Source organism: Pseudomonas sp. Irchel 3E13 (assembly GCF_900187455.1).
Taxonomy (GTDB): Bacteria; Pseudomonadota; Gammaproteobacteria; order Pseudomonadales; family Pseudomonadaceae; genus Aquipseudomonas.
Genome location: NZ_FYDX01000010.1, coordinates 229,762 through 255,821 on the forward strand (window position 1 = coordinate 229,762; position 26,060 = coordinate 255,821).

Annotated in this window: 29 protein-coding genes; 13 read left to right on the plus strand and 16 right to left on the minus strand. The window is 63.1% G+C overall.

The genetic code is table 11. The features are described 5' to 3' along the window. Genes CKW37_RS19445 through CKW37_RS19460 form a run of 4 tightly spaced genes read right to left on the minus strand, consistent with a single transcriptional unit; the run spans position 1 to position 4,156 of the window. Positions 1 to 456, minus strand: a complete 456-nt coding sequence (locus tag CKW37_RS19445; protein ID WP_095157422.1) for a hypothetical protein — start codon at positions 454 to 456, stop codon at positions 1 to 3. Further along, on the minus strand, positions 453 to 1,772 hold the full coding sequence (locus tag CKW37_RS19450) for a phosphatase PAP2/dual specificity phosphatase family protein (protein ID WP_095157424.1): 1,320 nt from the start codon (positions 1,770 to 1,772) through the stop codon (positions 453 to 455). Before CKW37_RS19450 ends, CKW37_RS19445 begins: the two co-directional genes overlap by 4 nt. Next, positions 1,769 to 3,526, minus strand: a complete 1,758-nt coding sequence (locus CKW37_RS19455) for a bifunctional alpha/beta hydrolase/class I SAM-dependent methyltransferase (RefSeq protein WP_095157426.1) — start codon at positions 3,524 to 3,526, stop codon at positions 1,769 to 1,771. Before CKW37_RS19455 ends, CKW37_RS19450 begins: the two co-directional genes overlap by 4 nt. Positions 3,527 to 3,553: 27 nt before the next feature. Then, positions 3,554 to 4,156, minus strand: coding sequence for a CDP-alcohol phosphatidyltransferase family protein (locus CKW37_RS19460; protein WP_095157428.1), 603 nt, complete (start codon positions 4,154 to 4,156; stop codon positions 3,554 to 3,556). A gap of 184 nt (positions 4,157 to 4,340) precedes the next feature. Between CKW37_RS19460 and CKW37_RS19465 the strand changes: the two genes are divergently transcribed. From CKW37_RS19465 to CKW37_RS19485, 5 genes are all read left to right on the plus strand, one after another. After that, a complete protein-coding gene (locus CKW37_RS19465) occupies positions 4,341 to 4,595 on the plus strand; it encodes a ParD-like family protein (RefSeq protein WP_095157430.1) in 255 nt (84 codons plus the stop codon). After that, positions 4,592 to 5,359 (plus strand): type I methionyl aminopeptidase, encoded by a 768-nt coding sequence (map, locus tag CKW37_RS19470; protein WP_095157432.1) that lies wholly within the window; start codon positions 4,592 to 4,594, stop codon positions 5,357 to 5,359. Before CKW37_RS19465 ends, map begins: the two co-directional genes overlap by 4 nt. A gap of 152 nt (positions 5,360 to 5,511) precedes the next feature. Further along, positions 5,512 to 6,162, plus strand: coding sequence for a hypothetical protein (locus tag CKW37_RS19475; RefSeq protein ID WP_095157434.1), 651 nt, complete (start codon positions 5,512 to 5,514; stop codon positions 6,160 to 6,162). Beyond that, positions 6,147 to 7,058 (plus strand): hypothetical protein, encoded by a 912-nt coding sequence (locus CKW37_RS19480; RefSeq protein WP_143502039.1) that lies wholly within the window; start codon positions 6,147 to 6,149, stop codon positions 7,056 to 7,058. The genes CKW37_RS19475 and CKW37_RS19480 overlap by 16 nt, the downstream gene beginning before the upstream one ends. 73 nt (positions 7,059 to 7,131) lie before the next feature. Next, the gene (locus tag CKW37_RS19485) at positions 7,132 to 8,010 is read left to right on the plus strand and encodes a LysR family transcriptional regulator (protein WP_095157438.1); all 879 of its coding nucleotides are present in this window, start codon (positions 7,132 to 7,134) and stop codon (positions 8,008 to 8,010) included. A gap of 3 nt (positions 8,011 to 8,013) precedes the next feature. Here CKW37_RS19485 and CKW37_RS19490 read toward each other — a convergent pair whose 3' ends face one another. From CKW37_RS19490 to CKW37_RS19520, 7 genes are all read right to left on the minus strand, one after another. Continuing rightward, a complete protein-coding gene (locus tag CKW37_RS19490) occupies positions 8,014 to 8,577 on the minus strand; it encodes an NUDIX hydrolase (protein WP_095157440.1) in 564 nt (187 codons plus the stop codon). A gap of 2 nt (positions 8,578 to 8,579) precedes the next feature. After that, the gene (locus CKW37_RS19495) at positions 8,580 to 9,332 is read right to left on the minus strand and encodes a GntR family transcriptional regulator (protein WP_095157554.1); all 753 of its coding nucleotides are present in this window, start codon (positions 9,330 to 9,332) and stop codon (positions 8,580 to 8,582) included. 90 nt (positions 9,333 to 9,422) lie between these two features. Beyond that, entirely contained in the window at positions 9,423 to 9,812 is a 390-nt protein-coding gene (locus tag CKW37_RS19500) for a carboxymuconolactone decarboxylase family protein (protein ID WP_095157442.1), read from the minus strand. A 73-nt stretch (positions 9,813 to 9,885) separates the two neighbouring features. After that, on the minus strand, positions 9,886 to 10,371 hold the full coding sequence (locus CKW37_RS19505) for a flavin reductase family protein (RefSeq protein ID WP_095157444.1): 486 nt from the start codon (positions 10,369 to 10,371) through the stop codon (positions 9,886 to 9,888). A gap of 13 nt (positions 10,372 to 10,384) precedes the next feature. Continuing rightward, a complete protein-coding gene (locus CKW37_RS19510) occupies positions 10,385 to 11,866 on the minus strand; it encodes an aldehyde dehydrogenase (RefSeq protein ID WP_095157446.1) in 1,482 nt (493 codons plus the stop codon). Further along, positions 11,863 to 12,696, minus strand: coding sequence for an alpha/beta fold hydrolase (locus CKW37_RS19515; RefSeq protein ID WP_095157448.1), 834 nt, complete (start codon positions 12,694 to 12,696; stop codon positions 11,863 to 11,865). Before CKW37_RS19515 ends, CKW37_RS19510 begins: the two co-directional genes overlap by 4 nt. A 75-nt stretch (positions 12,697 to 12,771) precedes the next feature. Continuing rightward, on the minus strand, positions 12,772 to 13,362 hold the full coding sequence (locus tag CKW37_RS19520; protein WP_095157450.1) for an amino acid synthesis family protein: 591 nt from the start codon (positions 13,360 to 13,362) through the stop codon (positions 12,772 to 12,774). A gap of 331 nt (positions 13,363 to 13,693) precedes the next feature. Here CKW37_RS19520 and CKW37_RS19525 point away from each other — a divergent pair, with 331 nt between their 5' ends. The 7 genes from CKW37_RS19525 (at position 13,694) to CKW37_RS19555 (ending at position 19,627) form a co-directional block, all read left to right on the plus strand. Further along, positions 13,694 to 14,434 (plus strand): SDR family NAD(P)-dependent oxidoreductase, encoded by a 741-nt coding sequence (locus CKW37_RS19525; protein ID WP_095157452.1) that lies wholly within the window; start codon positions 13,694 to 13,696, stop codon positions 14,432 to 14,434. 160 nt (positions 14,435 to 14,594) lie between these two features. Next, positions 14,595 to 15,638 carry a hypothetical protein gene (locus CKW37_RS19530; protein ID WP_143502041.1) on the plus strand — a complete coding sequence of 348 codons (1,044 nt, stop codon included), beginning with the start codon at positions 14,595 to 14,597 and terminating at the stop codon, positions 15,636 to 15,638. Then, the gene (locus tag CKW37_RS32800; RefSeq protein ID WP_095157457.1) at positions 15,638 to 16,876 is read left to right on the plus strand and encodes a hypothetical protein; all 1,239 of its coding nucleotides are present in this window, start codon (positions 15,638 to 15,640) and stop codon (positions 16,874 to 16,876) included. The genes CKW37_RS19530 and CKW37_RS32800 overlap by 1 nt, the downstream gene beginning before the upstream one ends. A gap of 2 nt (positions 16,877 to 16,878) precedes the next feature. Beyond that, complete coding sequence (locus tag CKW37_RS19540; RefSeq protein ID WP_095157461.1) at positions 16,879 to 17,502, plus strand: 2OG-Fe(II) oxygenase; 624 nt, start codon at positions 16,879 to 16,881, stop codon at positions 17,500 to 17,502. Between the two features lie 65 nt (positions 17,503 to 17,567). Continuing rightward, the gene (locus CKW37_RS19545; RefSeq protein ID WP_095157463.1) at positions 17,568 to 18,467 is read left to right on the plus strand and encodes a DMT family transporter; all 900 of its coding nucleotides are present in this window, start codon (positions 17,568 to 17,570) and stop codon (positions 18,465 to 18,467) included. A gap of 117 nt (positions 18,468 to 18,584) precedes the next feature. Then, a complete protein-coding gene (locus CKW37_RS19550) occupies positions 18,585 to 19,295 on the plus strand; it encodes a class I SAM-dependent methyltransferase (RefSeq protein ID WP_159985275.1) in 711 nt (236 codons plus the stop codon). A 41-nt stretch (positions 19,296 to 19,336) separates the two neighbouring features. Beyond that, positions 19,337 to 19,627, plus strand: coding sequence for a hypothetical protein (locus CKW37_RS19555; RefSeq protein ID WP_095157467.1), 291 nt, complete (start codon positions 19,337 to 19,339; stop codon positions 19,625 to 19,627). On the opposite strand, the gene CKW37_RS19560 is transcribed toward CKW37_RS19555, so the two are convergent. The 3 genes from CKW37_RS19560 to CKW37_RS19570 form a co-directional block, all read right to left on the minus strand. Further along, on the minus strand, positions 19,578 to 20,990 hold the full coding sequence (locus CKW37_RS19560; protein WP_095157469.1) for a PLP-dependent aminotransferase family protein: 1,413 nt from the start codon (positions 20,988 to 20,990) through the stop codon (positions 19,578 to 19,580). The two genes, CKW37_RS19555 and CKW37_RS19560, sit on opposite strands and share 50 nt — an antisense overlap. 206 nt (positions 20,991 to 21,196) lie before the next feature. Beyond that, entirely contained in the window at positions 21,197 to 22,240 is a 1,044-nt protein-coding gene (locus tag CKW37_RS19565) for an LLM class flavin-dependent oxidoreductase (protein ID WP_095157470.1), read from the minus strand. A 94-nt stretch (positions 22,241 to 22,334) separates the two neighbouring features. Continuing rightward, the gene (locus CKW37_RS19570; RefSeq protein ID WP_095157472.1) at positions 22,335 to 22,820 is read right to left on the minus strand and encodes a flavin reductase family protein; all 486 of its coding nucleotides are present in this window, start codon (positions 22,818 to 22,820) and stop codon (positions 22,335 to 22,337) included. Positions 22,821 to 23,150: 330 nt separating this feature from the next. Between CKW37_RS19570 and CKW37_RS19575 the strand changes: the two genes are divergently transcribed. After that, positions 23,151 to 24,551: a cytosine permease gene (locus CKW37_RS19575; protein ID WP_095157474.1), complete on the plus strand. Its 1,401-nt coding sequence runs from the start codon at positions 23,151 to 23,153 to the stop codon at positions 24,549 to 24,551. A gap of 102 nt (positions 24,552 to 24,653) precedes the next feature. On the opposite strand, the gene gloA is transcribed toward CKW37_RS19575, so the two are convergent. Further along, entirely contained in the window at positions 24,654 to 25,175 is a 522-nt protein-coding gene (gene gloA / locus CKW37_RS19580) for a lactoylglutathione lyase (protein ID WP_095157476.1), read from the minus strand. A gap of 216 nt (positions 25,176 to 25,391) precedes the next feature. Continuing rightward, the gene (locus CKW37_RS19585; protein WP_095157477.1) at positions 25,392 to 25,751 is read right to left on the minus strand and encodes a histone-like nucleoid-structuring protein, MvaT/MvaU family; all 360 of its coding nucleotides are present in this window, start codon (positions 25,749 to 25,751) and stop codon (positions 25,392 to 25,394) included. Positions 25,752 to 26,060: the final 309 nt, after the last annotated feature.

The window sequence follows — 26,060 nt, forward strand, 5'->3', positions numbered from 1 at the left end:
TTATGCGGCCGGAAGCCAGGGCAGGGAAAGCAGCGTGAGCACGGCGAGGAAAACCTGCAACCCCAGGCACAATGCCTGACCGCGTAGCAGGCGCAAGGCGCCGCGGCAGCGCGACGTCCAGTCCCGTTCGCGGCCGGCGGCGGGTTTCAGGCCGAGTTCGTGAAGGGCCTGATCCAGCGCCCGGGTGCGGCTGCTCAGGCGCCCGGCGTCGCTGGCAAGGTGGCCGATCAGGTCGGCATCGAGGGCGACCCGCAGGGCGAAGTACTTCTGTGCGATGCCGAGCACCACCAGCACGGCGCAGAGCAGGCCGGTCAGACGTGGGTGGCTGGCGACGATCAGTAGCGGCGCCAGCCCGTAGGCCAGGGCCAGCAGGCTGATGCCGTCGGACAGGCGCTCGATCTGCCGGCCGCGGGCGAGCAGGCGGGCGGTCAGTGCAAGCTGGGCGTCGTCGCTCATGGACAGGCTCCGGGTTGCAGGCGCTCCAGCAGGCGCCGGTGCGCTGGGTGCAAAACCACGCCGGGACGGGCGCGGCGAATCATCGCTTCGGCGGCGGCGACATCGGCGCAGCGCCCGCTGAGCACCAGCCACGCCGCCACGGCGCTGGCGCTGCGCGAGTAGCCCAGGGCGCAGCAGACCAGCAGCGGGCCGTGGACGCGCAGCGCTTCGATGGCGTCCGCCGCTTCACGGCACAGCGCCTGTTCCGGCACCACCAGGTCCAGGCTCGGCAGGCTGCGGTAATGCTGACCGGGGAGGACCTTTATCGGCAGTTCGGCGCACAGGTCGACCACTGCGGGGAATGCCGCGGCTTCGCCCCGCGCCGGCAGGCGCCCGAGGAACACCCCGTCGCAGACCTCGTCGGCTTGCGGGTGACGCCGGGTCCACAGCCGCGAATTGATCCAGGCCACCGCAAGGTACGGCGCCAGCAACCAGCGCACGGCGCACGGCTGGGAGCCATCGGCGCGTTTTTGAAAGCCGCCGGCGCCGAACAGCAGGTAGTTCAGCGCCACCATCAGCGCCGCGAGCCCAGGCCACAGCAGCCACAGCCAGCCGCCCTTGAGGACGAATGCCGCGCCCGCCAGCAGCGCGGCGCCGAGCGCATAGCGCCAGGCCAGGCGGTAGCGCTCCGGTGTGTCGGGCAGACGGGTCAGGTGCAGCGGTGATGGACCTTCGCGCGGCCACAGCCAGAGACAGAGGAAGCCGGCGAGCGCGCCCGTGGGCAGGTCGATGAAATGGTGTTGCCAAGTTGTCAGCACCGACAGGCCGATCAGCACCATCCACACATGCAGCAACCCGCGCAACAGCACGCCGCGGGTGTGCCGGGCGAACATCGCCCAGATCACCACCAGCAGCGCGATGTGCAGCGATGGCGCCTGGTTGTAGGGCTTGTCGAAGCCCATCAGCACATCGAACAGCCAGCCGAACACGCCCTCCAGCTCCGGGCGTTCGAAAGTGAAACGCAGCGGCCAGAGCAGGAAGCAGACGATGCAGATGAGTTGGGCGCTGAGCAGGCGCAGGGCGTGGCGATCCATTTCGCCACGGTTGCGTGGCACCAGGAAGGACAGGCCGTAGAGCAGGTCGATGGACCAGTAGGGAATGATCGTCCACGGCCAGAGTGGCACCTGCCGCTCCCAGGCGAAGACCAGGCTGCCGACGTCGTCGCGCTGGGCGGTGAAACTGTTGCTCAGGCCGTAGCTGATGAAAAACAGCGGGCCGAGCAACAACAGCCATAGCACGCCGCGGCGGATCAGGCCGGGCTCGCGGGGTACGCTCATTCGCGCACCCGCTGGGCGAGGCTGACGCTGAAGATGCCCCATTCATCGATGCGCTGTTCCAGCTTGCGGAAGCCCGCGGCCTGCACCAGTTGGTCCATTTCCGCCTGACTGCGCCGGCGCATGACCCAGGCTTCGCCGCCGCGATGGCTGGTCAGCGCGCGGGCGATCATCTCCAGTTGCGGATGCCACGGCTGGCCGGTGTAGACCAGCAAGCCGCCGTCTTCGATCGCATCGGCAAGGCCCGCCAGCGACGTGCGCACCAGGTCGTTGTCGGGGAACAGTTCATACAGCCCGGAGACCACCGCCAGCGTGGGTTTGGGATCAAGCGCGGCGAGGGAGGCGCGGTCGAAGGCATCGCCCTGGACGAAGCGGGCGATGTCGCCCAGGCCTTTCTCGCTGATCAGGGCGTTGCCCTGGGTGACGTTGAGTTCGCTGTAGTCGCGCAGCAGGATCGAGTCGGGGCGCTGTTCCAGCCCTTGCAGCGCTTCGAGGATGTAGCGGCCATGGCCGGCGGCGATATCGACGATATGCACCGGACGGCCCTGCTGGCGCAGGCGTTCGATGGCGTTGCGCAGCAGCTCCTCGGCGTGCAGCTTGCGCTGGCGGATGCCGCGCCAGCCGATGGCATCGAGGTAGTTGCGGTCCACCAGCTGGCCGAGCTTGCCCTTGCCGGTGGGCTGGTTGCGGTAGACGTAGTCCAGGGTGCTGCCGGAGTCGAAGCCGGTGTCGAAACCGAGCTTGACCCCTTCGGACAACTGCTTGCCCAGGCGCAGCGAGGCGCGGGTGGCTTGCCAGTAAAGGTTGCGCGGTGAGTATTTCGGCAGCGGCGCGGCGAGGCTTTCCGCTTCGGCGCAACTGGCGCCCTGGCGGTCGGCATCGAGCAGCGAAGGGCGTTCGACCGGCTGCTGGAAGCACTGGCCGACGAAACGGCGGATCCGCGCCAGGGCATGGGCACGATCACGCTCGCCGAGGGTGTCGTGGAAGAAACCGGGGAGGATGTGCTTTTCCTTGTGCAAGGTGCCAAGGCGGTCGAAAAACTGTTCCTGCGGTTTGCGCCGCACCACCACGTCGGCGCCGGAAATCAGCACCTGGGTCGGGATCTGGATCGCCTGGGCATCGGCCACCACGCGGTCAGCGGCTTCATACAGCCCGAGCAGCATGTTCACCGAGATTGGCCGGGTGATCAGCGGGTCGCTGGTGTAGGACATCACCCGCTCCGGGTCATGGCTGAGCAGCGCCGGCTTGACGTAGCTATTGACGAAGAAGTTGCCACGCCAGGCCCGCAGCAGTTTCAGGCCGGGGCGGGCGAAGGGCACGTAGAGCTTGATGCTGAAGGCCGGCGAGGCGAGCACCAGGCAGCGTACCTTCGGCGCATAGTCGTGGGCCCAGGTGGCGATCAGCACCGCGCCGACGCTTTGCGCCAGCACGGCCATGTCCTGCTCGGCGATGTCGTGCTGGCGGGTGATGTGCTCGATGAAGGTCTGCACGTCGCGCACGCTGGTGGCGAAGCCGGGGCTGTCGCCGCGGGTGCCGGGGGACTGGCCGTGGCCACGGGCGTCCCAGGCGAAGAAGTCGTGGTCGGGCAGGTTGAGTTCATCCACCAGATGGGCCATGCGCCCGCCGTGTTCGTGGCCGCGGTGGAACATCACCAGCGCGCGTTTCGGCTGGCCCGGCTCGCGTTGCGCCGGCCAGTGGCGGTAATACAGCTCGACGCCGTCATGGGTGGTGAAGTGCAGCGATTGCGCCTGGCGCATGGGACAGATCCTTATCCGGCGAGAGAATCAGCGGGTTTCGTCGAGACCTCGGCGCACCCGGTTGTAGAGGGTATAGAGGGAAAGCAGCAGGACCACCAGCAGCACGCCGTTGACCCAGGCGGCCGGAATGGCGAACGCCACGGCCAGGCCTAGCGTACCGAAGACGAAGGCCCGGTCGCTTTTGCCCATGGGCCCGTCGTAGCGCCGCGAGGCCCCGGCCAGCGGGCCCATGACCCCGGCGTATTCGCTGATGAGCGCGGCGAACACCACCAGTACCACCAGCAACGGCGAGACACCGGGCAGCAGGGCGAACGGCAGGTACAGCGCGGCATCGGCGATCAGGTCGCAGAGTTCGTTGAGGTAGGCGCCCAGCCGCGACTGCTGGCCGAATTCGCGGGCGAGCATGCCGTCCACCGCATTGAGCGCCATGCGCAGCAGCATCCACAGTGGCAACAGGGCGAACAGCCAGGCGTGCTGACTGCCCCAGGCCAGCAGCAGGCCGAGCAGGACGGAGACGAGGGCGGCGACGACGGTCACCTGGTTGGCGGTGACGCCGCGCTGATGCAGGCGGCTGACACCCGGGCGCAACAGCGCCTGGAAGCGGGGTTTGAGCTGGTAGATGGAGGGCACGCGGCGACTTCCTTGACTGACACGACACAGGGTTCGGCGGGGCCGGCGGCCCTGCCTGTAAAGCGTAAGCGTGAAACTGTGCTTTTCCAGCGCGCCGACGTACAGCGGATCAAGCGGGAAATGTTACCTAGCGCAAGTTTTCAGCTAATATACGAAACGTCAGCGTTTCATATAGGAACTTTCCGTGGGCATCGTAAAAATCTCAGAATCAATGCATGAGAGCCTTCGCGTCGCGAGCAACGCGCTCAGCCGCTCCATCAATGCGCAGGCCGAACACTGGATGCGCATCGGCATGCTCGCCGAGTTGCACCCCGACCTGAACCACAATGAAATCTGCCGCCTGCTGATCCAGGCCGAGCAGCAGGGCGGCCTCGACCTCAAGCGGGTCTGCGCGCTGGACAGCACGGCGCAGTCAGCCGGCATGGGAGCCCAACATTGAGAAACGTTACCCTTCATACCCGCGAGCAGATCGCTCAAGCCCGCGTCGCCGCCGAGTTGGCCGCCGATGTCCTGGCGATGATCAAGCCCCATGTGCAGCCGGGCATCACCCTTGATGAACTCGACCGCATCTGCAACGACTACATCGTCAAAGAGCAGAAGGCCATTCCGGCCAACGTTGGTTACCACGGTTTTCCCAAGACCCTTTGCATCTCGGTCAACGAGGTGGTCTGCCATGGCATTCCGTCGGATCGGGTGCTCAGGGACGGCGATATCGTCAATATCGACACCGCGGTGATCAAGGACGGCTGGTACGGCGACACCAGCCGCATGTACTGCGTCGGCGAAGTCAGCGACGAGGCGCAGCGACTGGTGGATGTCACCTTCGACGCCATGTGGGCGGGTATCCGCAGCGTGCGCCCGGGCGCGACCCTCGGTGACATCGGTCACGCCATCCAGTCCGTGGGCGAGGGCGCCGGTTTCAGCGTGGTGCGCGAGTATTGTGGCCACGGGATCGGCCAGGTCTATCACGGCGAGCCGCAGATCCTCCACTTCGGCCAGCGCGGCCTGGGCATGAAGCTCAAGCCGGGCATGATCTTCACCATCGAGCCAATGCTCAACGCCGGCAAGCGCCAGACCCAGACTCTGGCCGACCAGTGGACGGTGGTCACTCGTGACAATTCACTGTCGGCGCAGTGGGAACACATGGTGGTGGTCACCGACGACGGTTTCGATGTGCTCACCACCTGGCCGGAGCTGCGCTGAGCGCTCCGACGCCACCTGAATGATGGCCTCGTGAGAGGCCATGCGGCATTGCTGGTTGATGGCTATTTGCTATTTATTCGTTCGGTCCTTCCTCCTACAATCGGTTCTCGCAGCCGGTTGGGTTGTCCAGCCGCACAGGGAGAAAGGCGTCGATGATCAACTCACCGCTTCAGTACGGCCTATCGATTTCCGCCCGGGAGCTTGCCGAGCAGACCGGTCTTGCGTTTGTGCCGCAGGCGGTCAAAGGCGTCTGGGGCGTGCTGCTCGCAGATCACCGCAGTGTGCCGTTCGACGAGGTCGACCAGCGCCTGCAACGCGACCTCGACCTGCTGGACACTGCCCGCTTGAACATCACTCGGGTCGACAGGCAGGTCGACCTGTATCGCCTCGACCTCTCGAAGTATGCGATTGCGCCCGCCGTGACCACCATCGAGAGCATTTATCGGGAATACGACGGCTTGCTCGAGACCGTGGCCAGGGCGATTCGCGAACACGCGGCGGGTGGCCTGCAGGGCGCGGCCGACCGGATGGTCGCGCTCGGCCGTCTCGGCTTGTTGGGTAGCCGGGTTGCCAGTGAGGTTCGGGAAAATCTCAAGATCCTTCAGGCGTTGCTGAGTAATGTCTACGGATACGATTTTCTCTCCCCGTTCCAGGAAGACCAGGGCCGGCGTGACTTCGTGTCGTTCTTCTTTGCGACCCAGTACACATACGCCCGTTTTTACCTGGTGCAGGTCAAGGCAATGTTGCTGCTGCACCTGGTCGACCAGGACCTTGCACGCCTTACCGGTTGGGAGATGAGCTGAAGAACTTCGAGCGCGAGCTGGGCAAGCAGGAAATCGAGATGACCCATGTGCTGCCGGGCGAGGTCAAGGCGCTGGTCCAGGAGCTGGTGCTGGATACGCAGGGTCTCCAGGTGTCGTTTCGCTCTGGCCTGGGCGACTTCGGGATGCGTTTTGGCAGCGACAATCAGGTCCGTCTGTGCTCGGTGATCCAGGAGTGGCGGCTGGAGGCGATCGAGCCCTTGGTGTTCAATCCGCATATCGATCATCGTTTTCGCGTCAGGCACGCGGTTTCCGGCAAGGTCCTGCAGTTTGGCGGGAAACCTGGCGCGGTTGATGGCAAAGACCGCAACCTCGCGTGGAAGATCACCTGGAACCGCTCGACCAAGATGTTCAACCTGCAATACAAGAGCAAGCCCGATGACCCGTTCAACGACAGCCGCCTGATCACGCGGAGCGGAAAGTCGGTCACGGACTGCCGGCTGGACGGCAAGCGCGCCGATCACCCGCACGATAACGATCAACAGTTCTACATCGATCCCTATGTCAGCGCGTTCGCCGAGCGTGATCGCCTGGAGGTCGATGAGCACCTGATCCCGGGCTGTTTCCTGACCTCCGACATGGGCACCTATCGCCTGTACTTCCGGCATGAAGGTGCGCTGGAGCTGGTCAGAACCCGGGACCAGAAAGTGGTCTGGTCGGCGGCAAGCGACAGGAAGGTCAAGGCGGGGCGGTTGATGTTGCAGCAGGACGGCAACTTCGTGGCCTACGAGGAGAAGGGCGGCGCTTACTGGGCGAGCGACAAGTACTTCAAGGACGAGCAGGCGGTCTACAAGAACTCGGTGCTGCGTGTGCGCAAGGACGGGCGGATGGAGATCCGGGTAAAGAGCAAGGACATCTTCTGGATCACCCCGGCTTGAAGGCCTGATCGCACCCTCGTCGGCGCGTCAAAAAGCGGTTATAAGGCCTGTCACTGTCCACCAGGAAGCGACAATGAACCCGTTCGAAGACATGCGTATTTTTTCCCAGGTCATGGAGTCCGGCAGCTTCACCGCCGCGGCCGACAAGCTGGGGCTGTCCAAGCAGTTCGTCAGCCGTCGCGTGATGGCACTGGAAGACCGCCTGGGTGTGCGCCTGCTCAACCGCTCGACCCGGCGCCTGGACCCGACCCCGCTGGGCCAGAGTTACTACGAATCGGCCCAGCGCCTGCTGGCCGAGGTGGAACAGGTGGAGCAGGGCATCGCCGGGCAGACCAGCGAGCCCCGCGGTACTGTGCGCCTGAGCGCGCCGTTGTCGTTCGCCGTGGCGCATCTGGGCACGCTGTTGCCGGAGTTTTTGCAGCGCTATCCGCAGGTCAGTGTCGAGGTGGACCTCAGCGACCGCTCGGTGGACCTGTTGGGCGAGGGCTACGACCTGGCGCTGCGCATCGGTGTGCTGGAGGACTCGACGCTGATTGCCCGGCGACTTGCGGCCATGGACCGGGTTTATTGCGCCAGTCCGGATTACCTGGCCCGGCGCGGCACTCCCGCGCGGCCGGACGATCTGGCCGAACACGATTGCCTGCCCTACGGCCATGGCCGCCAGGTGCAATGGCGTTTCGTCGAGCAGGGCAAGGCGCGGGTGGTGACGGTGAGCGGGCGGATGCGGGCGAACAACGGCGACTTGCTGCGCGAAGCGGCGGTTGCCGGGATGGGCATCACCTACTTGCCGACGTTCATCGTCGGCGATGCGCTGGAGGACGGTTCGCTGGTGCCGGTGCTGGCGGCGTTCGCCCCGGAGCCGTTGCAACTGTCGGCGGTGTACCCGCAGCACCGACAGAGTGCGCGGCCGGTGCAGGCGCTGATCGAGTTTCTCAAGCAGCGCCTGGGCTGAGGGTCAGCGGATGAAGTGGACCTTGCCGCTGTCGTCGTTGCCCATATAGATGCCGTAGACCCCGGCCTGGCGTTCCTCGATGTAGCGTTCGAGGATCTGCCGGATCGCCGGGTAATAGATGGCGTCCCACGGGATTTCATCGGGCGCGAAGAAGCGGCAGTCGAGGGTTTCCGGGCCGTACTGGCCGGTGATTTCCACCGCCACCGCGCGGAAGACGATGTACACCTCGCTGATCTTCGGCACGCTGAAGATCGAGTAGGGCGAGACGATATCGGCGCGTACGCCGGTTTCTTCCCAGACCTCACGCAGGGCCGCCTGCTCGGTGGTTTCCCCGGCTTCCATGAAGCCCGCCGGCAGCGTCCAGGTGCCGGGACGCGGCGGGATCGCGCGCTGGCACAGCAGGTATTTACCCTCGCGCTCGATGATGCAGCCGGCGATGATCTTCGGATTGACGTAGTGGATGTAGCCGCAGGCGGCGCAGAGCAGCCGCTCGTGGGTGTCGCCGTCCGGCCGTCCCTGGTGCAGCGCGGCGGAGCATTGCGGGCAGAAACGCGGGACGGCGGGCATGATCAGCGACCTATGCGGGGCTCTTTCAGAGCGATGGGGGTGGCGATTTCGCGGATCTTGCCGGCGTCGTCCTGTTTCGAACGCAGGTAGTCCAGGGCCACCTTGGCGGCGGCGCGGACGTGGTCCACGGAAGCCTGGTGTGCGGCCAGTGGATCGCCGCTCTTGATCGCCTCGACGATCTTTTCCATTTCCTGGTTGCTGGCGCCGCGGCGGTTTTGCTGGGACACCGAGGTGGCCCGCAGGTAGCTGATGCGTGCCTGCAACTGGCGCAACTGGGTGGCGGCGACATGGTTGCCGGAGCCTTCCAGCAGCACATCGTAGAAGCCCTGCACCGAGTCGATCACTTGTTGCAGCTCGCCGTCCTTGAGGGCCTCGCGGTTTTCTTCGAGGGCCTTTTCCAGGGCGCGGATGTCCTTGGCCTTGGCATTGAGGGTGAACAACTGGACGATCAGGCCTTCGAGCACGCAGCGCAATTCGTAGATATCGCGGGCGTCTTCGAGGGTGATGATGGCAACGCGCGGGCCCTTGGCGTCGGCAAACTCCACCAGACCTTCGGATTCCAGGTGGCGCAGGGCTTCACGGACGGAGGTGCGGCTGACGCCGAGGCGGTCGCAGAGGTCGCGTTCGACCAGACGGTCGCCGGGCAGAAGGTGGAAATTCATGATCGCGCCGCGCAGTTTGTCGAGCACGATTTCACGCAGGGTAACGGGGTTGCGGTTGACCTTGAAGCTGTCGTCGAGGGGCTGGCGTTTCATCATCTGCGCTCTGCAATTGGCTGTTGCGCCAGCGACATCGGAGCACTCGATAACCGGGTGCTCCCTGCGGTGGTTTCGAACAGCCAGTATTTAACTGGTTGACTCCGAGTCGGCCTCGGCGAAGGCTTCGCGGGCCAGGCGAAAGCTGTCCACGGCCGCGGGTACGCCGCAATAGATACCGACCTGGAGGAGGATTTCGCGTATTTGCTCACGACTAAGTCCGTTACGCAAGGCGCCACGGATGTGCAGCTTGAGTTCGTGCGGTCGGTTGAGCGCCGAAATCATCGCCAGGTTGATCATGCTGCGCTCTTTGAGCGACAAACCGTCGCGGCCCCAGACGTGGCCCCAGCAGTACTCGGTGACCAGCTCCTGTAGCGGCTTGGTGAATTCGTCGGCGTTCTGGATCGAGCGGTTGACGTAGTCCTCGCCCAGCACCTGGGTGCGGATGGCCAGGCCTTTTTCGTATTTTTCGTTGTTCATGCCGGAGTGTTTCTCCACAGGTGGAAAAAGGGCAGGCCTTATCGCCGGCTCGCCGGTGATAAGGCCCTGAAAATCAACCCAGGGGCGGCAGCGCGCCCAGCTTGCCCTTGTGATAGATCATCGGCGTGGCCGGCTGCTCAGGGAGCACCAGGTTCTTCACCTCACCCACGATGATGGCGTGGTCGCCACCGTCGTACTCGCGCCACAACTCGCACTCGATGATCGCCGTGGCGTTGTCCAGCAGCGGGTTGCCCAGCTCGCTGAGGTGCCAGGCGATGCCTTTGGCCTTGTCCTTGCCTTTGCCGGCGAAGGCGTAGGCTTCGGCGGTTTGTCCCGCCGCCAGCAGGTGGATGGCGAAGCGTTTGGCGTCGCGCAGGATCGGGTAGGTGTCGGAGGCGTAGTTGGGGCAGAACAGTACCAGCGCCGGGTCGATCGACAGCGCGCTGAAGGCGCTGGCGGTGATGCCGACGAGGCCGCCCTCGGCATCCAGCGTGGTGACGATGGTCACGCCGGACGGGAAGGAGCCCATCACGTCTTTGTAGATGCCGGGTTCGATCATTTCAGTTCACCTGTCAGCGCATGACGAAGGGGTCGGGCATGGGCGCGGTCGAGAGGTTGATCCAGACCGTTTTCAGTTCCGTGTAGGCCAGCACCGAGTCGATACCGCTTTCGCGGCCATAGCCACTGTTCTTGAAGCCACCGATGGGCGCCATCGCCGAGACGGCGCGGTAGGTGTTGACCCAGATGATCCCCGAGCGCACGTCGCGGGCCAGGCGGTGGGCGCGGCCGAGGTCGCGGGTCCAGATGCCGGCGGCGAGGCCGAACTGCGAGTCGTTGGCCATGGCCAGGGCTTCTTCTTCGGTCTTGAAGCGGATCACCGCGGCGACCGGGCCGAAGACTTCTTCCTGCATGATGGTCATCGAGTTGCTATCGCATTCGAACAGGGTCGGCTCGTAGTACCAGCCGTCACCTTCGACCTCGGCGCGCTTGCCGCCCAGGCGCAGGCGCGCGCCCTCGGCGCAGGCAGCGGCGACCAGGCCTTCGACCACGGCCAGTTGCTGGGCGGTGGCCATCGGCCCCATTTCGCTGCCTTCGTCCTGCGGGTTGCCGATGCGGATGCGCTTGGCGCGTTCGATCAGGCGCTCGACGAATTCGTCGAAGATTTCGTCCTGCACCAGCAGCCGTGAGCCGGCCACGCAACTCTGCCCGGAGGCGGCATAGATGCCGGCCACGGCGCCATTGATGGCGCTGTCGAGGTCGGCGTCGGCGAAGATGATGTTCGGCGATTTTCCGCCCAGTTCCAGCGACAGCTTGGCGAAGTTTTCCGCGCTGCTGCGCACCACATGACGAGCGGTGGCGGCGCCGCCGGTGAAGGCGATCTTGCGCACCAGCGGATGACGGGTCAGCGCTGCGCCGGTAGTCGGGCCGTAGCCGGTGACGACGTTGACCACGCCAGCCGGGAAGCCGGCTTCGAGGGCCAGGCGGGCCAGTTCGAGGATGGTCGCCGAGGCGTGCTCGGACGGTTTGAGCACGATGGTGTTGCCGGCGGCCAGGGCCGGTGCCAGCTTGATCGCGGTCAGGTACAGCGGGCTGTTCCAGGGGATGATCCCGGCGACCACGCCGATCGGTTCGTGCACGGTGTAGGCGAACAGGTCCGGCTTGTCCAGCGGCAGGGTGCCGCCTTCGAGCTTGTCGGCCAGGCCAGCGGTGTAGTGGAAGAACTCTGGCAGGTAGCCGACCTGACCACGGGTTTCGCGGATCAGCTTGCCGTTGTCGCGGCTTTCCAGTTGCGCCAGGTGCTCTTTGTTTTCGGCGATCAGGTCGCCAAGGCGGCGCAGCAGTTTGCCTCGGGCGGTGGCGGTGAGGCCGCGCCAGGCTTTGCTGTCGAAGGCTTTCTGGGCGGCCTGGACGGCGCGTTCGACATCGGTTTCATCGGCATCGGGCAGTTGCGCCCAGGGCTGCGCGGTGGACGGGTCGAGGCTGTCGAAGGTCTTGCCGCTGTGGGCATCGAGCCACTGGCCGTCGATGCACATCTGGAAACGAGTGAGCGTCATGCAACGATCCCCTTGGCTGAGTCGGAGAGGGTTCGGGCGTGCCCGAGGAAGTCCAGCAGCATCTGGTTGACCAGACGCGGCGACTCCACTGGCATCATATGCCGCTGTTCGGCCAGCACCACGCTTTGCGCGCCGGGAATGCGCTCGGCCAGTTCGCGGCTCATGGCCGGGGTCGAGCCGAGGTCGAACTCGCCGGTGGCGATCAGGGTCGGCACCTGGATGCTGCCCAGGTCGTCGACGCGGTACATGTCCTGGGTGGCGAACAGTTCGTAGGTGGTCAGGTAACCCTGCGGGTCATTGCTGGCCAGGGTCTGGCGCAGGGCCGCGACCTGCGCGGGGTTGGCCGCCTGGTATTCGCGGCTGAACCAGCGCGCCAGGGCCGCTTCGGCATTGGCGTCGGGGCCGTGTTCGGCGGCCTGGGCGGCACGGGCGATAACGCCGGCGCTCTGCTCGGGGCTGCGGTTGAACACGCTGTTGAGCACCACCAGTGCCGACAGGTTGTGCGGGTAGTGCAGGGCGAAGGCGCGGGCGACCAGGCCGCCCATGGAAAAGCCGATCACCGTGGCCTGGGGAATCTGCAGGTGCTCCAGCAGTTCGGCCAATTGCGCGGCGTAGCCTTGCAGGTCGGTGCCGGGCGCCGGACGCGGGCTCTGGCCGTGGCCGAGCATGTCATAGGCGATGACGCGGTAGTCGCTGGCGAGGCCGACGAACTGTCCGCCCCACATTTCTTTATTCAGGCCCACGCCGTGGATCAGTACCACGGGATGGCCCTGGCCGCTGGCCAGGTAACTGGTTCCGGCAGGTGTACGTTCAGCAACAGGCTGAATCATGGTGGGGCGCTCCTTGAGAGTCGGGCGTGCTGCGGTCTGGACCGAACGCACGCCCCGGCCCGATGGACGTTGTTGTTATTGGTTTTTTTCCGCGGCCAGCTCTTCCAGGTCGATGTAGCGGTTGCCGATGCGCGGGTGCAGGCGACCGCCGTCGGCAGCGCCCAGGACCACGACGATTTCGTCGGCACGCGGGGCGTCTTCGATCTGCATTTCCAGGGTGATGTAGTGCGAGCGCAGGCCTTCGTCGTCCTTCTGCATCATCGGGATCTGGATCGAGGTGCCTGGGCCGCCGCGCTTGTTGGTGAAGCTCAGGTAGCTCTTGGCCTGGACCGCTTCGCGGTAGTGGTTGCCGAAGCGCAGGGTGTGGATCACTGCGGAGGCGTGCTCGATCTCGCCGTCGGCGCCGACCACGGCGGCTTTGCCATAGGCCTCGATCTTGTCGGCACCACCGATGGCGGCGGTCAGGCGCTCGACCATCAGCGCGCCCAGCTCGGAGCAGTTGGCGCGGATTTCAGGCTTGAGGTCGTCGACGAAACCGCGGCCCGCCCAAGGGTTCTTGATCACGACGGCCAGTCCGACCATGGTCACCGGTTTGTCGGTGGCCTTGCCGCCTTCGATGCGGGTTTCTTCGGAGTAGGTGACGATCTTGCGGATTTCGAAACTCATGAGCGGCTCCTGCGGAGTGTTGATTAGGTCTTGTTGTCTGATGGTATACCATAATATTTGATGTGCAAGAGGTTGCAGAAAATTTCTGCGGGGAGGGGATAAGTGGTTGGGCAGCGCATGTCCCCCGCGCGTGATCCGCAAATGAACAGCCACGCCTGCCCGCTGCCCTCCCGAACTGTCATGGTCCCGCGACCAGACAGTTTGGCGCGCGCCCCTCTCGCTGTACCGGTACATCCCGCCTCGCGCTTTCTAACCTGCACGTGTTCATCAGGCACGGACGCTTCTGTAACTGCAATTACCCATCGAAAAGTGCAATAAAAAGGAGCATCACTTGAAAACTGATGAAACGGTCATCGTCACTGGCGTGACGTCTGGCATTGGGCTGGCTTGCGCCAGACTTTTGATAGAGCAGGGAAGTAAAGTTGTAGGAATCGGACGTCGGGAAGATCGTCTTGATGCACTGGCGGATGAATTCCACGGACGTTTTTATCCGGTGAGCTGTGATGTTCGCGACAGCCAGTCAATTACCAAATTGATCAATCAACTACCCGACGCGTTCGCCGCCTTCAGCAAACTTGTCAACGGTGCCGGCTTGCTTCAAGGCCAGGGAACGTTGCTGGATATAACGGACGAGCAAATAACCACCATGCTCGATACCAATGTCCACGGGCTGATCAACGTCACCCGTGCGGTATTGCCGAAGTTGATCGAAAGCGGTCGCGGGCATGTGGTCAACCTGACCTCGATCGGTGCCCATGTGCACTACAAGGGCGGCCATGTGTACGCCGCTTCGAAAGCCTTTGTCGATCACTTCGGGCGCTGCCTGCGCACCGAGTTGGTGGGCAGCAAGGTGCGGCTGACCAGCGTTGCACCGGGCAAGACCCGTTCGGAGTTCGCCCTGGTGCAGTGCGACGGCGACCAGGAAAAGGCCGACCGGGTGTACAGCACCCTGACCCCGCTGGAACCGGTTGATGTCGCCAACTCGGTGCTCTGGGCATTAAGTCAGCCGGAACACGTGAATATCAACCTTATCGAACTAATGCCTGCTGACCAGGAACTTTCGTACCGGTGATGCCATGAGCCAGACTCTCGCGAAGTATTACGTCAGAAACAAACTTACTCATAAGTTGATCAGCAAGCGTGTGTTGTCGCCAATCTCTCTGTCGCAACAACCGCCGGCCGATCTGGTCAAGGCTCTTTGCATTGAAGATGAAGTGTCCAGGTTGTCGGCAGTGTATGCCCGCTTCCAACAGGAAGGTGATGAAAGTACCGGGCTGCCACGTTATATGCCGTTCTATCGTTTCATTCAGTCGAAGTTTCCCGGCTTCCAATGGCACGTGCGAAACAGCGAAGGCAAGAAGACACTTATTCTGGACAAGCCGTATATCAACCAGAGTCGTCCGTCGCTGCTGAGCCTGTTGCTATGCGCGGTCAACGACAACACGGTGACCACGCCGGCACTCAAGGTCCGTTACCCGGCCATGCGTGAATTGCCGGACGCCCTGGTGGTGGACCTGGAGCGGGCATTCGAGCGCCTGTCCTTCACCACCTCCGCACCGCACTTCATGGCGCGGTTCGCCGAGACGCTGGTCAAGGGCCTTGCGGGCGAGACCATCACCCTGGTGTCGCCGGTGTGCCCGGACTACGGCTACGAGAACAAGAACGGTCGGCTGCGCTACACCTTCGACTACCTCGGCGAAGGCATCGGGCTGGTAGCCGGGCGTGTGGTCAAGACCCTGCCTGACCTGCAGGCGGTCCTGAGAAAGCACGGCATCGATGCACGGATTGCCATCGGTGCCGGCGACTTCGAAGGGTTCGACGCGTCCACCCTCGATCGCCTCAAGGAAACCCGCGAAGGCTTCGCCCACAAGCTGCGCATCAGCCAACAGAAGATTCTCGATGCGCTGGGGCCGCAGACCGAGTCGATCATGATCGCCGGCGCGGCGGGCGGCGAGGCGCAATGGCGCGCGCTGACCGCGGACGCCGAGCAGCGCCTGGCCAATCGCGACAACGGTTGCATCGTCGACAGCGACCTGGATTACGCCGCGATCTTCAATGCCCGGTTGCCGCTCTATCAGGCCTGGCATCAGCAGCGCAGCAATGAAGAACTGATGCAGATCCTCTACGCCCAGGGTGCGGAATACGCCGCCATCGGCCAGGTGTTCGCCCGGCAATGGCGCAACCCGATCGTGATCGGCGCCGACCACAACCGCATGCAGCCGTTCTATTGGCTGTACAGCACCATCCCTGTCCTCTACCTGACCAGGGTGTACTGATGAGCACTCAAGAACGTGCCAATCAAGGCACTCATTACTGCCAATACGGGCCGCAGGGCAACGTGCGCGAAAGCTATGCGCACCTGCCGTTCCAGCCGCTGTGGACCTGGCTGACCGGCAAGGGCAGGGCGCTGGCGCCTGAGGTCCTGAAGGCGCAAATGGACAAGACCGGCGAGCCGTTCCTGGTGGCGCACCTGCTGTTCACCTGGGGCACGATGATCGGCCTGGTGCTGCTCGGCCAGGCGGTGCTGGACGGGGTTTTCCATCCGCTGGTGTCGGTGTTGCTGGTGCTCGCGGCCTGGGTGTTGATGGTCAATCGGCTGCGCAGCATGCAGGCGACCTTCCATTACCTGACCCACGGCGCGGTGCTCAAGGACAAGGCGCGCGCCCAGCGCTACGCCCGGTTCTTCCTGACCACGCCGCTGCTGTACCAGGACTGGGACACCTACAACCAGAGCCATGTGCGCGAGCACCACAACATCCATGTGCTGTGCACCGACATCGACCCGGACCAGCGCTTTATCCAGGCGCAAGGTTTCTACCCGGGCATGCCGGAGCTGGAGTACTGGTGGCGGGCGTTCAGCACGCCGTTTCGTCCGACGTACCTGCTGCACCGCTGGCGCGCCACGCTGAACGACTGCTTCGTGGGGCCGCCACAAGGTGAAGTGCGGTTCCGCCTGGTGTTCTGGGGCGTACTGCTGGCGCTGCTGTGGGCCACCGACATGCTGGCGGCCTTCGGCCTGATCTATGTGATCCCGCGTGCCGTGCTGTTCGAGCATTCGATGTGGCTGCAGTTGTTCACCGAGCACCTCTGGTTCTATCACCGCGATGCCGAGCGTGGCGACAAGACTCACTACGGTCGGCTGACCTGGGGACGTTTCCAGGGCCGCACGCCACCGTCGCACGGCCTCGTCGCCTGGACCGGATGGCTGCTCAAGTGCCTGCTGCTGGACGTGCCGGTGCGCCTGTATGTCTACCCGCAAGACTTGCCCAACCACGACGTCCACCACCGTCGCCCCAACGTGCATTACCGGCATATCGCCAACTACCGCGCCAGCTTCGAGCGGCAGCCGTCGACCTACGGCCCGTACCTCGAAGTCTGGGGATTCATGGCGGGCCTGTACCTGATTCGCGACCACCTGTGCCGCGGCGTCCGCGAGCCCTTCGGCCCGCTGCAAGCCGCTTCGACCGACCTTCAAGACACCCTGTACCCCACGCCCAGTTCTCAAGGAGCCTGATCATGCAAGAGACCATTCAAGCGGCAAGCCAGCAACTCGGCAGCAGCGCCTACGCGGCCCTCAACGCCTCCCAACTGTTCTCCCGGGAAGACCTGGCGTACATGGAGGAGGCCTGCCAGGTCATCCCCAAGACCATCATCGAGATTGGCGACGTGGGTGAGCAGAACTACCTCTCGGTCGGCCGCTTCATGGAAGACCTGAAAGGCGAGTTGCCGGTGTACCGCAACGACCCGTGGGGCCAGCGTGTGGTGGAGATTCTGTCCTCGGGCAAGAGCCGCGAGTTCTTCAACGGGATCATGGGCGGCGAATGCTTTATCCGTCGCTGCCAGGCCAACCTGCTGGAGTCCGGCAACTTCATCGGCAAGCACATCGACACCTACAGCAACCTGGAATACCGCTACTCGGTGGTGATCCAGTTCGGCAAGGACTACGAGGGCGGCGAGTTCTTCATCGAGCATGAAGGCCAGTCGAGCCAGCTCAAGACCGGTTACGCCGACGTGCTGGTCAACCGCTGCGAGATCCCTCACGGCGTGCGCAAGGTTGAAAGCGGTACGCGTACCTCCCTGGTGTTCTTCCTGAGCACCAGCCCGCTGGACAAACCGAACCTGAACAACAAACAGATCTGACCGGCGTGCGCATCCGCCCACGTCGGGCGGATGCCTTACCGGCCAAGCCAGAAGGAACCGTTGCAATGACGCAAAGCACTGTAGCCAGCTTTCAAGAAACAAAGAATCAGGACCTGCAAGCCTATTTCCTGGGCCTCATTTCGGTCGCGGCCTTCGCCATGACCCTGCCGGCGGCGAAGATGCTCGCTGGTGATCTGAGCGCCTTGCAAGTCGGCTTTTTCCGCTCGGTACTGGCTGCGTTTGCGGCGATTCCGTTCCTGATCATCGGTCGGGCAACACTGCCCAACCGCTCCCAGGTCAAGCGCATGCTGCTGACCTCCACCGGTATCGTCTACGGATTCCCGATCCTGACCGCACTGGGCATGCAGCACGTGCCGGTCAGTCACGGCGGCGTTGTGCTCGCGGCCCTGCCGCTGTCCACCGCGATCTTCGGCACCCTGATCACCGGTACCCGGCCGTCGAAGCTGTTCTGGGCGGTGTCGAGCCTCGGTTTCCTCGTCGTGCTGGCCTACACCGTGATCAAGTCGAACGTCGAGGACATCTATATCGGTGACCTGGCGCTGCTCGGCGCGGTACTGCTCGCCGGCTTCGGCTATGCGCAGGGTGGCGCGCTGTCCAAGGAATTGCCGGGCTGGCAGGTGATGTGCTGGACCCTGGTCATCAGCCTGCCGGTGCTGCTGCCGGTCAGCCTCTGGCTGTACGACAGCGAGACCATCGCCAACCTGCCGGGCCAGGGCGTTGCGGCGCTGCTGTTCCTCGCGCTGATCAACTCGCTGCTGGGCTTCTTCTCGTGGAACCGTGCCCTGGCACTGGGCGGTATCCAGCGCATCAGCCAACTGCAACTGCTGCAACCGTTCTTCACCTTCGCCTTCTCGATCTGGCTGATGGGTGAGGCCTGGAACTGGTTGACCCCGGCGGTGTGCGCCATCGTGATCGTTCTGGTCTGGCTGTCCAAACGCATCTGAAGTCTTTTTCCCGCGCCAGGCGACTGGCGCGACTTTTCATCCTGATACCCAGACGGAAACCATCAGATGAGTGCTCCGAGTTTTTTCCGCCCCAGCACCGAATCGCAGGAGAGTCCTGTGCTTTGCGCTGCCCAGCGCACCGATGATGTCGTGGGCCTGCTGGCCCTGAAGACGGGTGAGCGGCTGCTGGATATCGGTTGTGGCAATGGTTACCTCAGCGCGCAACTGGCAAACCAGGGCGCCGAGGTGGTGGGTTTCGATATCAACCCGGAGCGGGTGCTGGCCGCACGCGCCTGGGGCCTGGAGGTGAAACGGGGTAATGCCGAGGAGCTGTATTTTCATCAGGAATTCGATGCGGTGTTCAGTCACAACGCGCTGCACGAAATGCATCAGGCCGATCAGGTGGCCAGCGGTGCCTTCATGGCACTCAAGCCGGGCGGGCGCTTTGTCGGGGAATTTCCCGGCCGCGGTCACGCCTTGCTGATTCGCCGGGCGCTGAGTGGCGCGCTGGAACGCAGGTCCATCAACCTGATGGGCATGGAACGCTGGTATTTGCCCAGTGCCCATGAGTACCAGCGGGTGCTGGAGCGGGCCGGCTTTCACGTCAGCCACATCAGTTGGTTCGAACAACCGATGTCGGCGGAACTGTCGATCGGCGACTGGATCAGAAATAACTGCGGCCATTACCTGCAGGCAGTGCCGATGGAGATGCGAATACCGTTCCTTGAGGAAGTCACCGAAGAACTGGTCAGCGACCTGCTGGATGGCAGCGGGCGCTGGACGGTGGATGCAACACGGCTGCGTTTCAAGGCTCACCGAAAAGCCTGAGCGGTAGCCACACCTTCATTAGTCGAACCGGGATCAACGATATGCCGATGAAAACCAATGGATTGGCGCTGAAGTCCTTCTATGCCGACACCCGGATATGGTCGGGGCAGGACGGTAAGCCGCTGTACTGGATTGATGACCTGAGCCTTGCGGTCAACGGTCTGGAGATCCTCGAGGACTCCGTCATCCCCGCCTTGCGCGACAACGATGTGGTGCAGATCCTCAATGGCGTCATCTATTCCTATGAGGATCTGGGTGAGGTGAGCACGCTGGCGGATTACTTCAAGCGCTGGCAGTTTCGCTGCATAGATGGGCGTCGAGGAACTGCCTGAAACGAAGGTCGTTGCAGTGACTGACGTTCAGGCGGATGTACTGGTCGAACTCGCGGGTATTGCTGAACAGTGAGCCGGGGGCCAGGAAGATCCGTGCATCGTGTGCCTCCTCGACCAGGCGGCGAAGATCCACATGCGCAGGGAAGCGCGCCCAGATAAACAGCCCCTCCGCGACACCCTCGTCGGACTCTACTCCGACCTTGCCCAGCCAGTCGCGGGCCCTGATGCGTTCCTGCATCACCCGTTGGCGCAACGCATCCAGATGGTGCTGGTAGCGCCCGGACTCCAGGGTGTAGGCCACGATCGTCTCGTCCAGGGACGAACCACACAGCACGTTGTACATCTTCTGCTCGATCAGCCGTTCGACGAACGCCGGCGGCGCCACCACGTAGCCGAGCCGCAGCGCCGGGCTGAGCACCTTGCTGAAACCACTGAGGTAGAAGGTGCGGTTCCACTCGTCCAGGCTGGCCAGGCGCAGCATCTGCCGGGTGCACAGTGCGCCGAAGATATCGTCCTCGACGATATGGAAGTCATATTTCTGCGCCAGCGACAGAATCCTGAAACCCTTGGCCGGCGAGGTGTTGCCGCCTGTGGGGTTGTGGATGAGGGTCTGGGTCAGGAACAGCTTCGGCCGGTACTCGGCGACGATCGCTTCCATGGCTTCCAGGTCCGGGCCGTCGGCCGTTCTCGGGACGGTGATGATGTTGAAGTCGCGGTCCTTGATCAGCTTCAACTGCAGCAACAGGTAGCTGGGGTCTTCCACCAGCAGGTAATCGCCGGGCTGCAGCATGACGCTGCGGATAAGCGAGAACGCGTGAGTGGCGCCGATGGTCACCACGATCTGGGTGCTGGAGGCGTTGATCTGCAGCTCCCGAAGCTTCTTCGCAATCACCGAGCGCAGTTCCTGGCTGCCGGCGGCGGGTGCCGGAACGCTGCACGACAAGGTGTTGCGGATCAGCCGGCCGGTGACCGACGCGGGAACGGCGTCCGCCAGCCAGGAAGGTGGCAAGTAACCGGAACTGACGGGGGTGTCGTACTGCGAAGGGTCCAGCGCCCGGTAGAGGAATCCGGCATGCAGGCTGGAGGGGGGGATGATCTTTTCCAGGTCTTTGCTGGTGTCGGCGGGGCCGGAGGCGAGGATGTAGTAGCCGGCGCCGGGGCGGGACTCGATGATCTGCTGCGCGACCAGGTCTTCATACGCGCTGCTGACCGTGAAAATGCTCACGCCCAACTGCTTTGCCAGCGCCCTGACCGAGGGCAGGCGACTGCCGCGAACCCATTGGAAGGCCTCGATGCGGCTGATGATTGCACTGCGAATCTGGTCGACCAACAGCACCTTGCTGTTGCGATCTATCTCAAACATTTTTGCGTCCCTACTGAACCTTGCCGCCTCGAAACCTTGTGGTTTCTGCAGGCAGGTTACACCAGTCCTCCCATTTTCCGGATCAACACCAAGGTTTAATTTCCCCTCGACACCCAATGAAGGTGGCGTATTTCGTGGGGAAGGCGGTAGAGCGGGCCTCGCCGTGGTTTTGGCCCGGCGAGCCCGCTCTTGTCTCAGGCAGGCTGTCAGCGGAACGCCGGCACCACCTCGTTGATGAACAGCTCCAGCGACTTGCGCTTCTCTTCGTGCGAGAGGCTGTTGTCGCACCAGAAGCTGAACTCGTCGACGCCCAGTTCCTGGTAGTAGCGGATGCGCTCGATGACTTCCTGCGGCGTGCCGATCATGGCGGTCTTGTGCAGGCTTTCCAGTTCGAACTCAGGACGTTCGGCGAACTTCGCTTCCGGGCTCGGCGCCAGGAAACCGTCTTTCGGGGTCTGCTTGTTGCCGAACCAGGCGTCGAAGGTGCGATAGAAACGGTTGATGGCCTGGGCGCCGACCTTCCAGCCGTCCGGATCGGATTCGGCATGGACGTGGGTGTGGCGTAGCACCATCAGTTGCGGACGCGGCACGTCCGGGTTGTTGGCCAGGGCGGCTTCGAACTTGTTCTTCAGGTCGACCACTTCCTCGTCGCCTTTCATCAGCGGCGTGACCATGACGTTGCAGCCGTTTTTCACCGCGAAATTGTGCGAGTCGGGGTCGCGGGCGGCGATCCACATCGGCGGCATCGGCTTCTGGATCGGCTTCGGCACGCTGGTGGAGGTGGGGAATTTCCAGATGTCGCCATCATGGGCGTAGTCGCCCTGCCACAGGGCGCGCACCGCCGGGACCATTTCCCGCAACGCCGCGCCGCCTTCGGAGGCCGGCATGCCGTTGGCCATGCGGTCGAATTCGAACTGGTAGGCGCCGCGGGCCAGGCCCACTTCCATGCGCCCGTTGCTGATCACGTCGAGCAGGGCGCATTCGCCGGCGACGCGGATCGGGTGCCAGAACGGCGCGATGATGGTGCCGGCGCCGAGGTGGATGGTTTCGGTGCGTGCGGCGAGGTAGGCCAGCAGCGGCATGGGGCTTGGCGAGATGGTGTATTCCATCGCGTGGTGTTCGCCGATCCACACGGTGCTGAACCCGCCTTTCTCGGCCATCAGGGTCAGCTCGGTCAGGTCTTCGAACAGTTGTCGGTGGCTGACCTGTTCATCCCAGCGTTCCATGTGTACGAACAACGAAAATTTCATGAGGCGTTTCCTCGGCTCTTGTTATCGGTCGCCTGTCGGATCAGGCAGCGAGTGTCTGGACGGACAGGGCGGCGCCTGTCACAAGCATAGGGGCTCAGGCGAAGGCCGGCAGGCTGGCCATCTTGCCGCGGCAATAGACCAGCGGGCTTGGCGCCTGCTCCGGGACGATAAGGTTCTTCACCGCGCCCACCATGATGGCGTGGTCGCCACCTTCATATTCGCGCCACAGTTCGCACTCGATGATCGCCGTGGCGTTGGCCAGCAACGGATTGCCCAGCGCGCTCAGGGTCCACTCGATGCCCTGGGCCTTGTCCTTGCCTTTTTTCGCGAAGGCATAGGCCTCGGCCTGTTGCTGGCCGGAGAGCAGGTGGATGGCGAAGCGCTTGTTGCGGATCAGCACGGGGTAGGAATCGGAACTGTAGTTGGGGCAGAACAGCACCAGCGGCGGGTCCATGGACAGGGAACTGAAGGCACTGGCGGTGAGGCCGACCACCTGGCCGTCGTCGTCCAGGGTGGTGATCACCGTAACGCCGGACGGGAAGGAGCCCAGAACGTTCTTGTAGACGGTGGCGTCGATCATGGCATGGTCCTCGGAATGCAGCGGTTTTGTCCGCGTTTTTATCGTTGATGTGTCTGATGGTATACCGTAATACCTATTTTGCAAGGGGAATTTTCCGGCCCGGACGAACGCGACGATTCTGGTTAAAGCCTAATGATTACGGGGCTTTCTTGCTAATGAGGGAGGAAGGGGAGCAGACAAAAAGCAGATCAGTTGGTCGGCAAAAGAGCGAATCAGTGTTGTCAAAATGTTGGAATACCATAATATGGTCTTCAGCTTCGACGCCGCTTGCCGCGTGCCGCAAGTGGTTTCCTACAAAGATAAAAACGGAACCTTTCGAGCTTATTGCCCATGTCCCAGCCGTCTTCGCAACACCAGTTGATCGAAAACCATACGGTCGATTACGTACCGCCAGCAGAGCGCCACGGGAAGGCGCGGGATTTGTTCACGCTGTGGTTCAGCACCAATATCGCGCCGTTGCCAATCGTTACCGGGGCCATGGTGGTCCAGGTCTTCCACCTCAATCTGTTCTGGGGGCTGATCGCCATTGTCCTCGGGCACCTGCTCGGCGGCATCGTGATCGCCCTGGCCTCGGCCCAAGGGCCGCAGATGGGGATTCCACAGATGGTCCAGAGCCGCGGCCAGTTCGGGCGTTACGGTGCGCTGCTGATCGTGTTCTTTGCGGCGCTGATCTATGTTGGCTTCTTTATTTCCAACATTGTTCTGGCGGGCAAGTCGATCCATGGCATTGCACCTGCCGTGCCAATGCCGGCGGCGATCATCCTCGGCGCGCTGAGCGCCACCGCCATCGGGGTCATCGGCTACCGCTTCATTCATACCCTCAACCGTATCGGCACCTGGGTCATGGGCTCGGCGCTGCTGGCCGGCTTCATCATGATGTTCGGCCAGGACCTGCCAGCAGACTTCCTCACCCGTGGCAGTTTCAACCTGTCCGGCTGGATCGCCACGGTGTCGCTGGGGGTGATCTGGCAGATCAGCTTTTCGCCGTACACCTCCGACTATTCACGCTACCTGCCGCGTGAAGTGGGGATTGCCCGGCCGTTCTGGGCGACGTACTTCGGCGCGACCCTGGGCACCATCCTCTGCTTCAGCTTCGGCGCCATTGCGGTACTGCTGGTGCCGGAAGGCACCGAGGCGATGGACGCGGTGAAACAGGCCACCGGCTGGATGGGGCCGATCCTGATGGTGCTGTTCCTGCTCAACATCATCAGCCACAACGCCCTGAACCTGTATGGCGCGGTGCTTTCCATCGTCACCGCGATCCAGACGTTCGCCAGCACCTGGACGCCCAGCATCAAGGTGCGTGTGGTGCTTTCCGGGGTGATCCTGTTCGGATGCTGCTTGACGGCGCTGGGTGCCACGGCCGATTTCATCTCGCACTTCATCGGTTTGATCCTGGCGCTGCTGCTGGTGCTGGTGCCGTGGGCGTCGATCAACCTGATCGACTTCTACCTGATCAAGCGCGGCAACTACGACATCGCGTCGATTTTCGCTGCCGACGGGGGCATCTACGGGCGCTGCAATCCGCACGCGATCATCGCCTACGCCTGCGGCATCCTGGTGCAGTTGCCGTTTGCCAACACGGCGCTGTATGTCGGGCCGTATGCCAATCTGGTGGAAGGCGCGGACCTGTCGTGGCTGGTGGGGCTGCTGGTGACCATTCCGCTGTATTACTGCCTGGCGACCCGTGGGCGGGAACAGGTGCAGGTTGCCGCCTGGCGAATTCAATAAGCGCTACTGCGCAGACACAAAAATGCCGCGATGATCGCGGCATTTTTTTGGGTTCTTCGGGGTTGTGTGCTGGCACAACCCCAACACCTGGCTACAGCCCAATCAGAACTCGGTCGGCTGGATGATCTCGACCCAGTAATCATCCGGGTCCTTGATGAACGCCAGGTGCTTCATCCGGCCATCGCTCAGGCGCTTCTGGAAGTTCACACCCAACTGCTCGAAACGCTCGCAGGCAGCGCGGATATCCGGCACGGCAATGCAAATGTGACCGAAGCCACGCGGGTCGGTGTTGCCGTTGTGATAGGCGAACGCCGAATCGTTCTCGGTGCCGTGGTTATGGGTCAGTTCGAGAATGCCCGGGATCGACTTCATCCACTCGGTGCGCTTGGCCGCGTCGGCCGGGATCTGCGCCTTGTCCACCAGGGCAAGGAAGTACAGGCTGAATTCGGCTTCCGGGAAGTCGCGTTTTTCCACCAGGCTGAAGCCCAGCACGCGGGTATAGAAGTCCAGGGATTTGGCGACGTCCTTCACCCGCAGCATGGTGTGGTTGAAGACGAAGTTGTGGGTGGCGGCATCAGGCTGCGCGGTGACGCCAGGGAGGGTATCGAGGTCTTGCAGGCTCATGGGCACTCCGCAATTGAGGCCGGCGCCAGGGGCGTCGGCAAAACAGTCAGGCGGCCATGATACGGAACTGAATCCATTGCGCAAACAATTGCGCCCCGTGGCCGAAGCTCACGGGGCGCAGGAATTAGAAGCCCGCCGAAGCGGGCGAATGGGGCGCTAATCCTTTAGCAGCCTCCATCCTGATCCACTGATTGTGAAAAATATGTGAAGCGAATTTCACTTGCGCAACCATTTGTCAACGGTATCCGCCCCATATTGTTGTTTCCAGGCTTTAAGACCACGGTGGTTGCCGCCTTTGGTCTCGATCAGTTCACCGGTATTCGGGTTCTCGTAGACTTTCACCACCCGCGCCCGACGTTGTTTCGGTGTGCGCGCCACGGATTTGGTGGCGGCCGCGGGGTCGAGGATTGCGATGATGTCGCGCAGGCCTTTGTCGTAGTTCTTCATCAGCGCGACAAGTTTCTGTTCGAATTCGATTTCACGTTTAAGGCCGGAGTCCTTTTTCAATACCTCCAGTTGTGCGATCTGTTCCTGAAGGGCTTTCTCGGCGGCGCGAAACTCTGCAAGTCTGGACACGGTAACCACTCCTGTATCAACGGTGTTGGGCACTGCGATGACCGCAAATAACACAACGACCACGGGGCTGTAATAACAGCATGGTTAACAGTGTAGCCAATTGCCCACGGACTAACAGTGAACTTTTAAGGCGCCGGCCATGGAACTTTCAAACTTGATAATGTTCGGTGCCCGGATGAAGTAACGAGGGTGTCTGGCGAAGGCCTTCGACCATGGTCCAATGGGCCGGGCCAGAGCGCTTGCCGATAATCCGCGGCCGCCGCGCGAGTCCGTGCGACGGTGTAGGGCCCCGGGTGCTTGGCGCGGGGC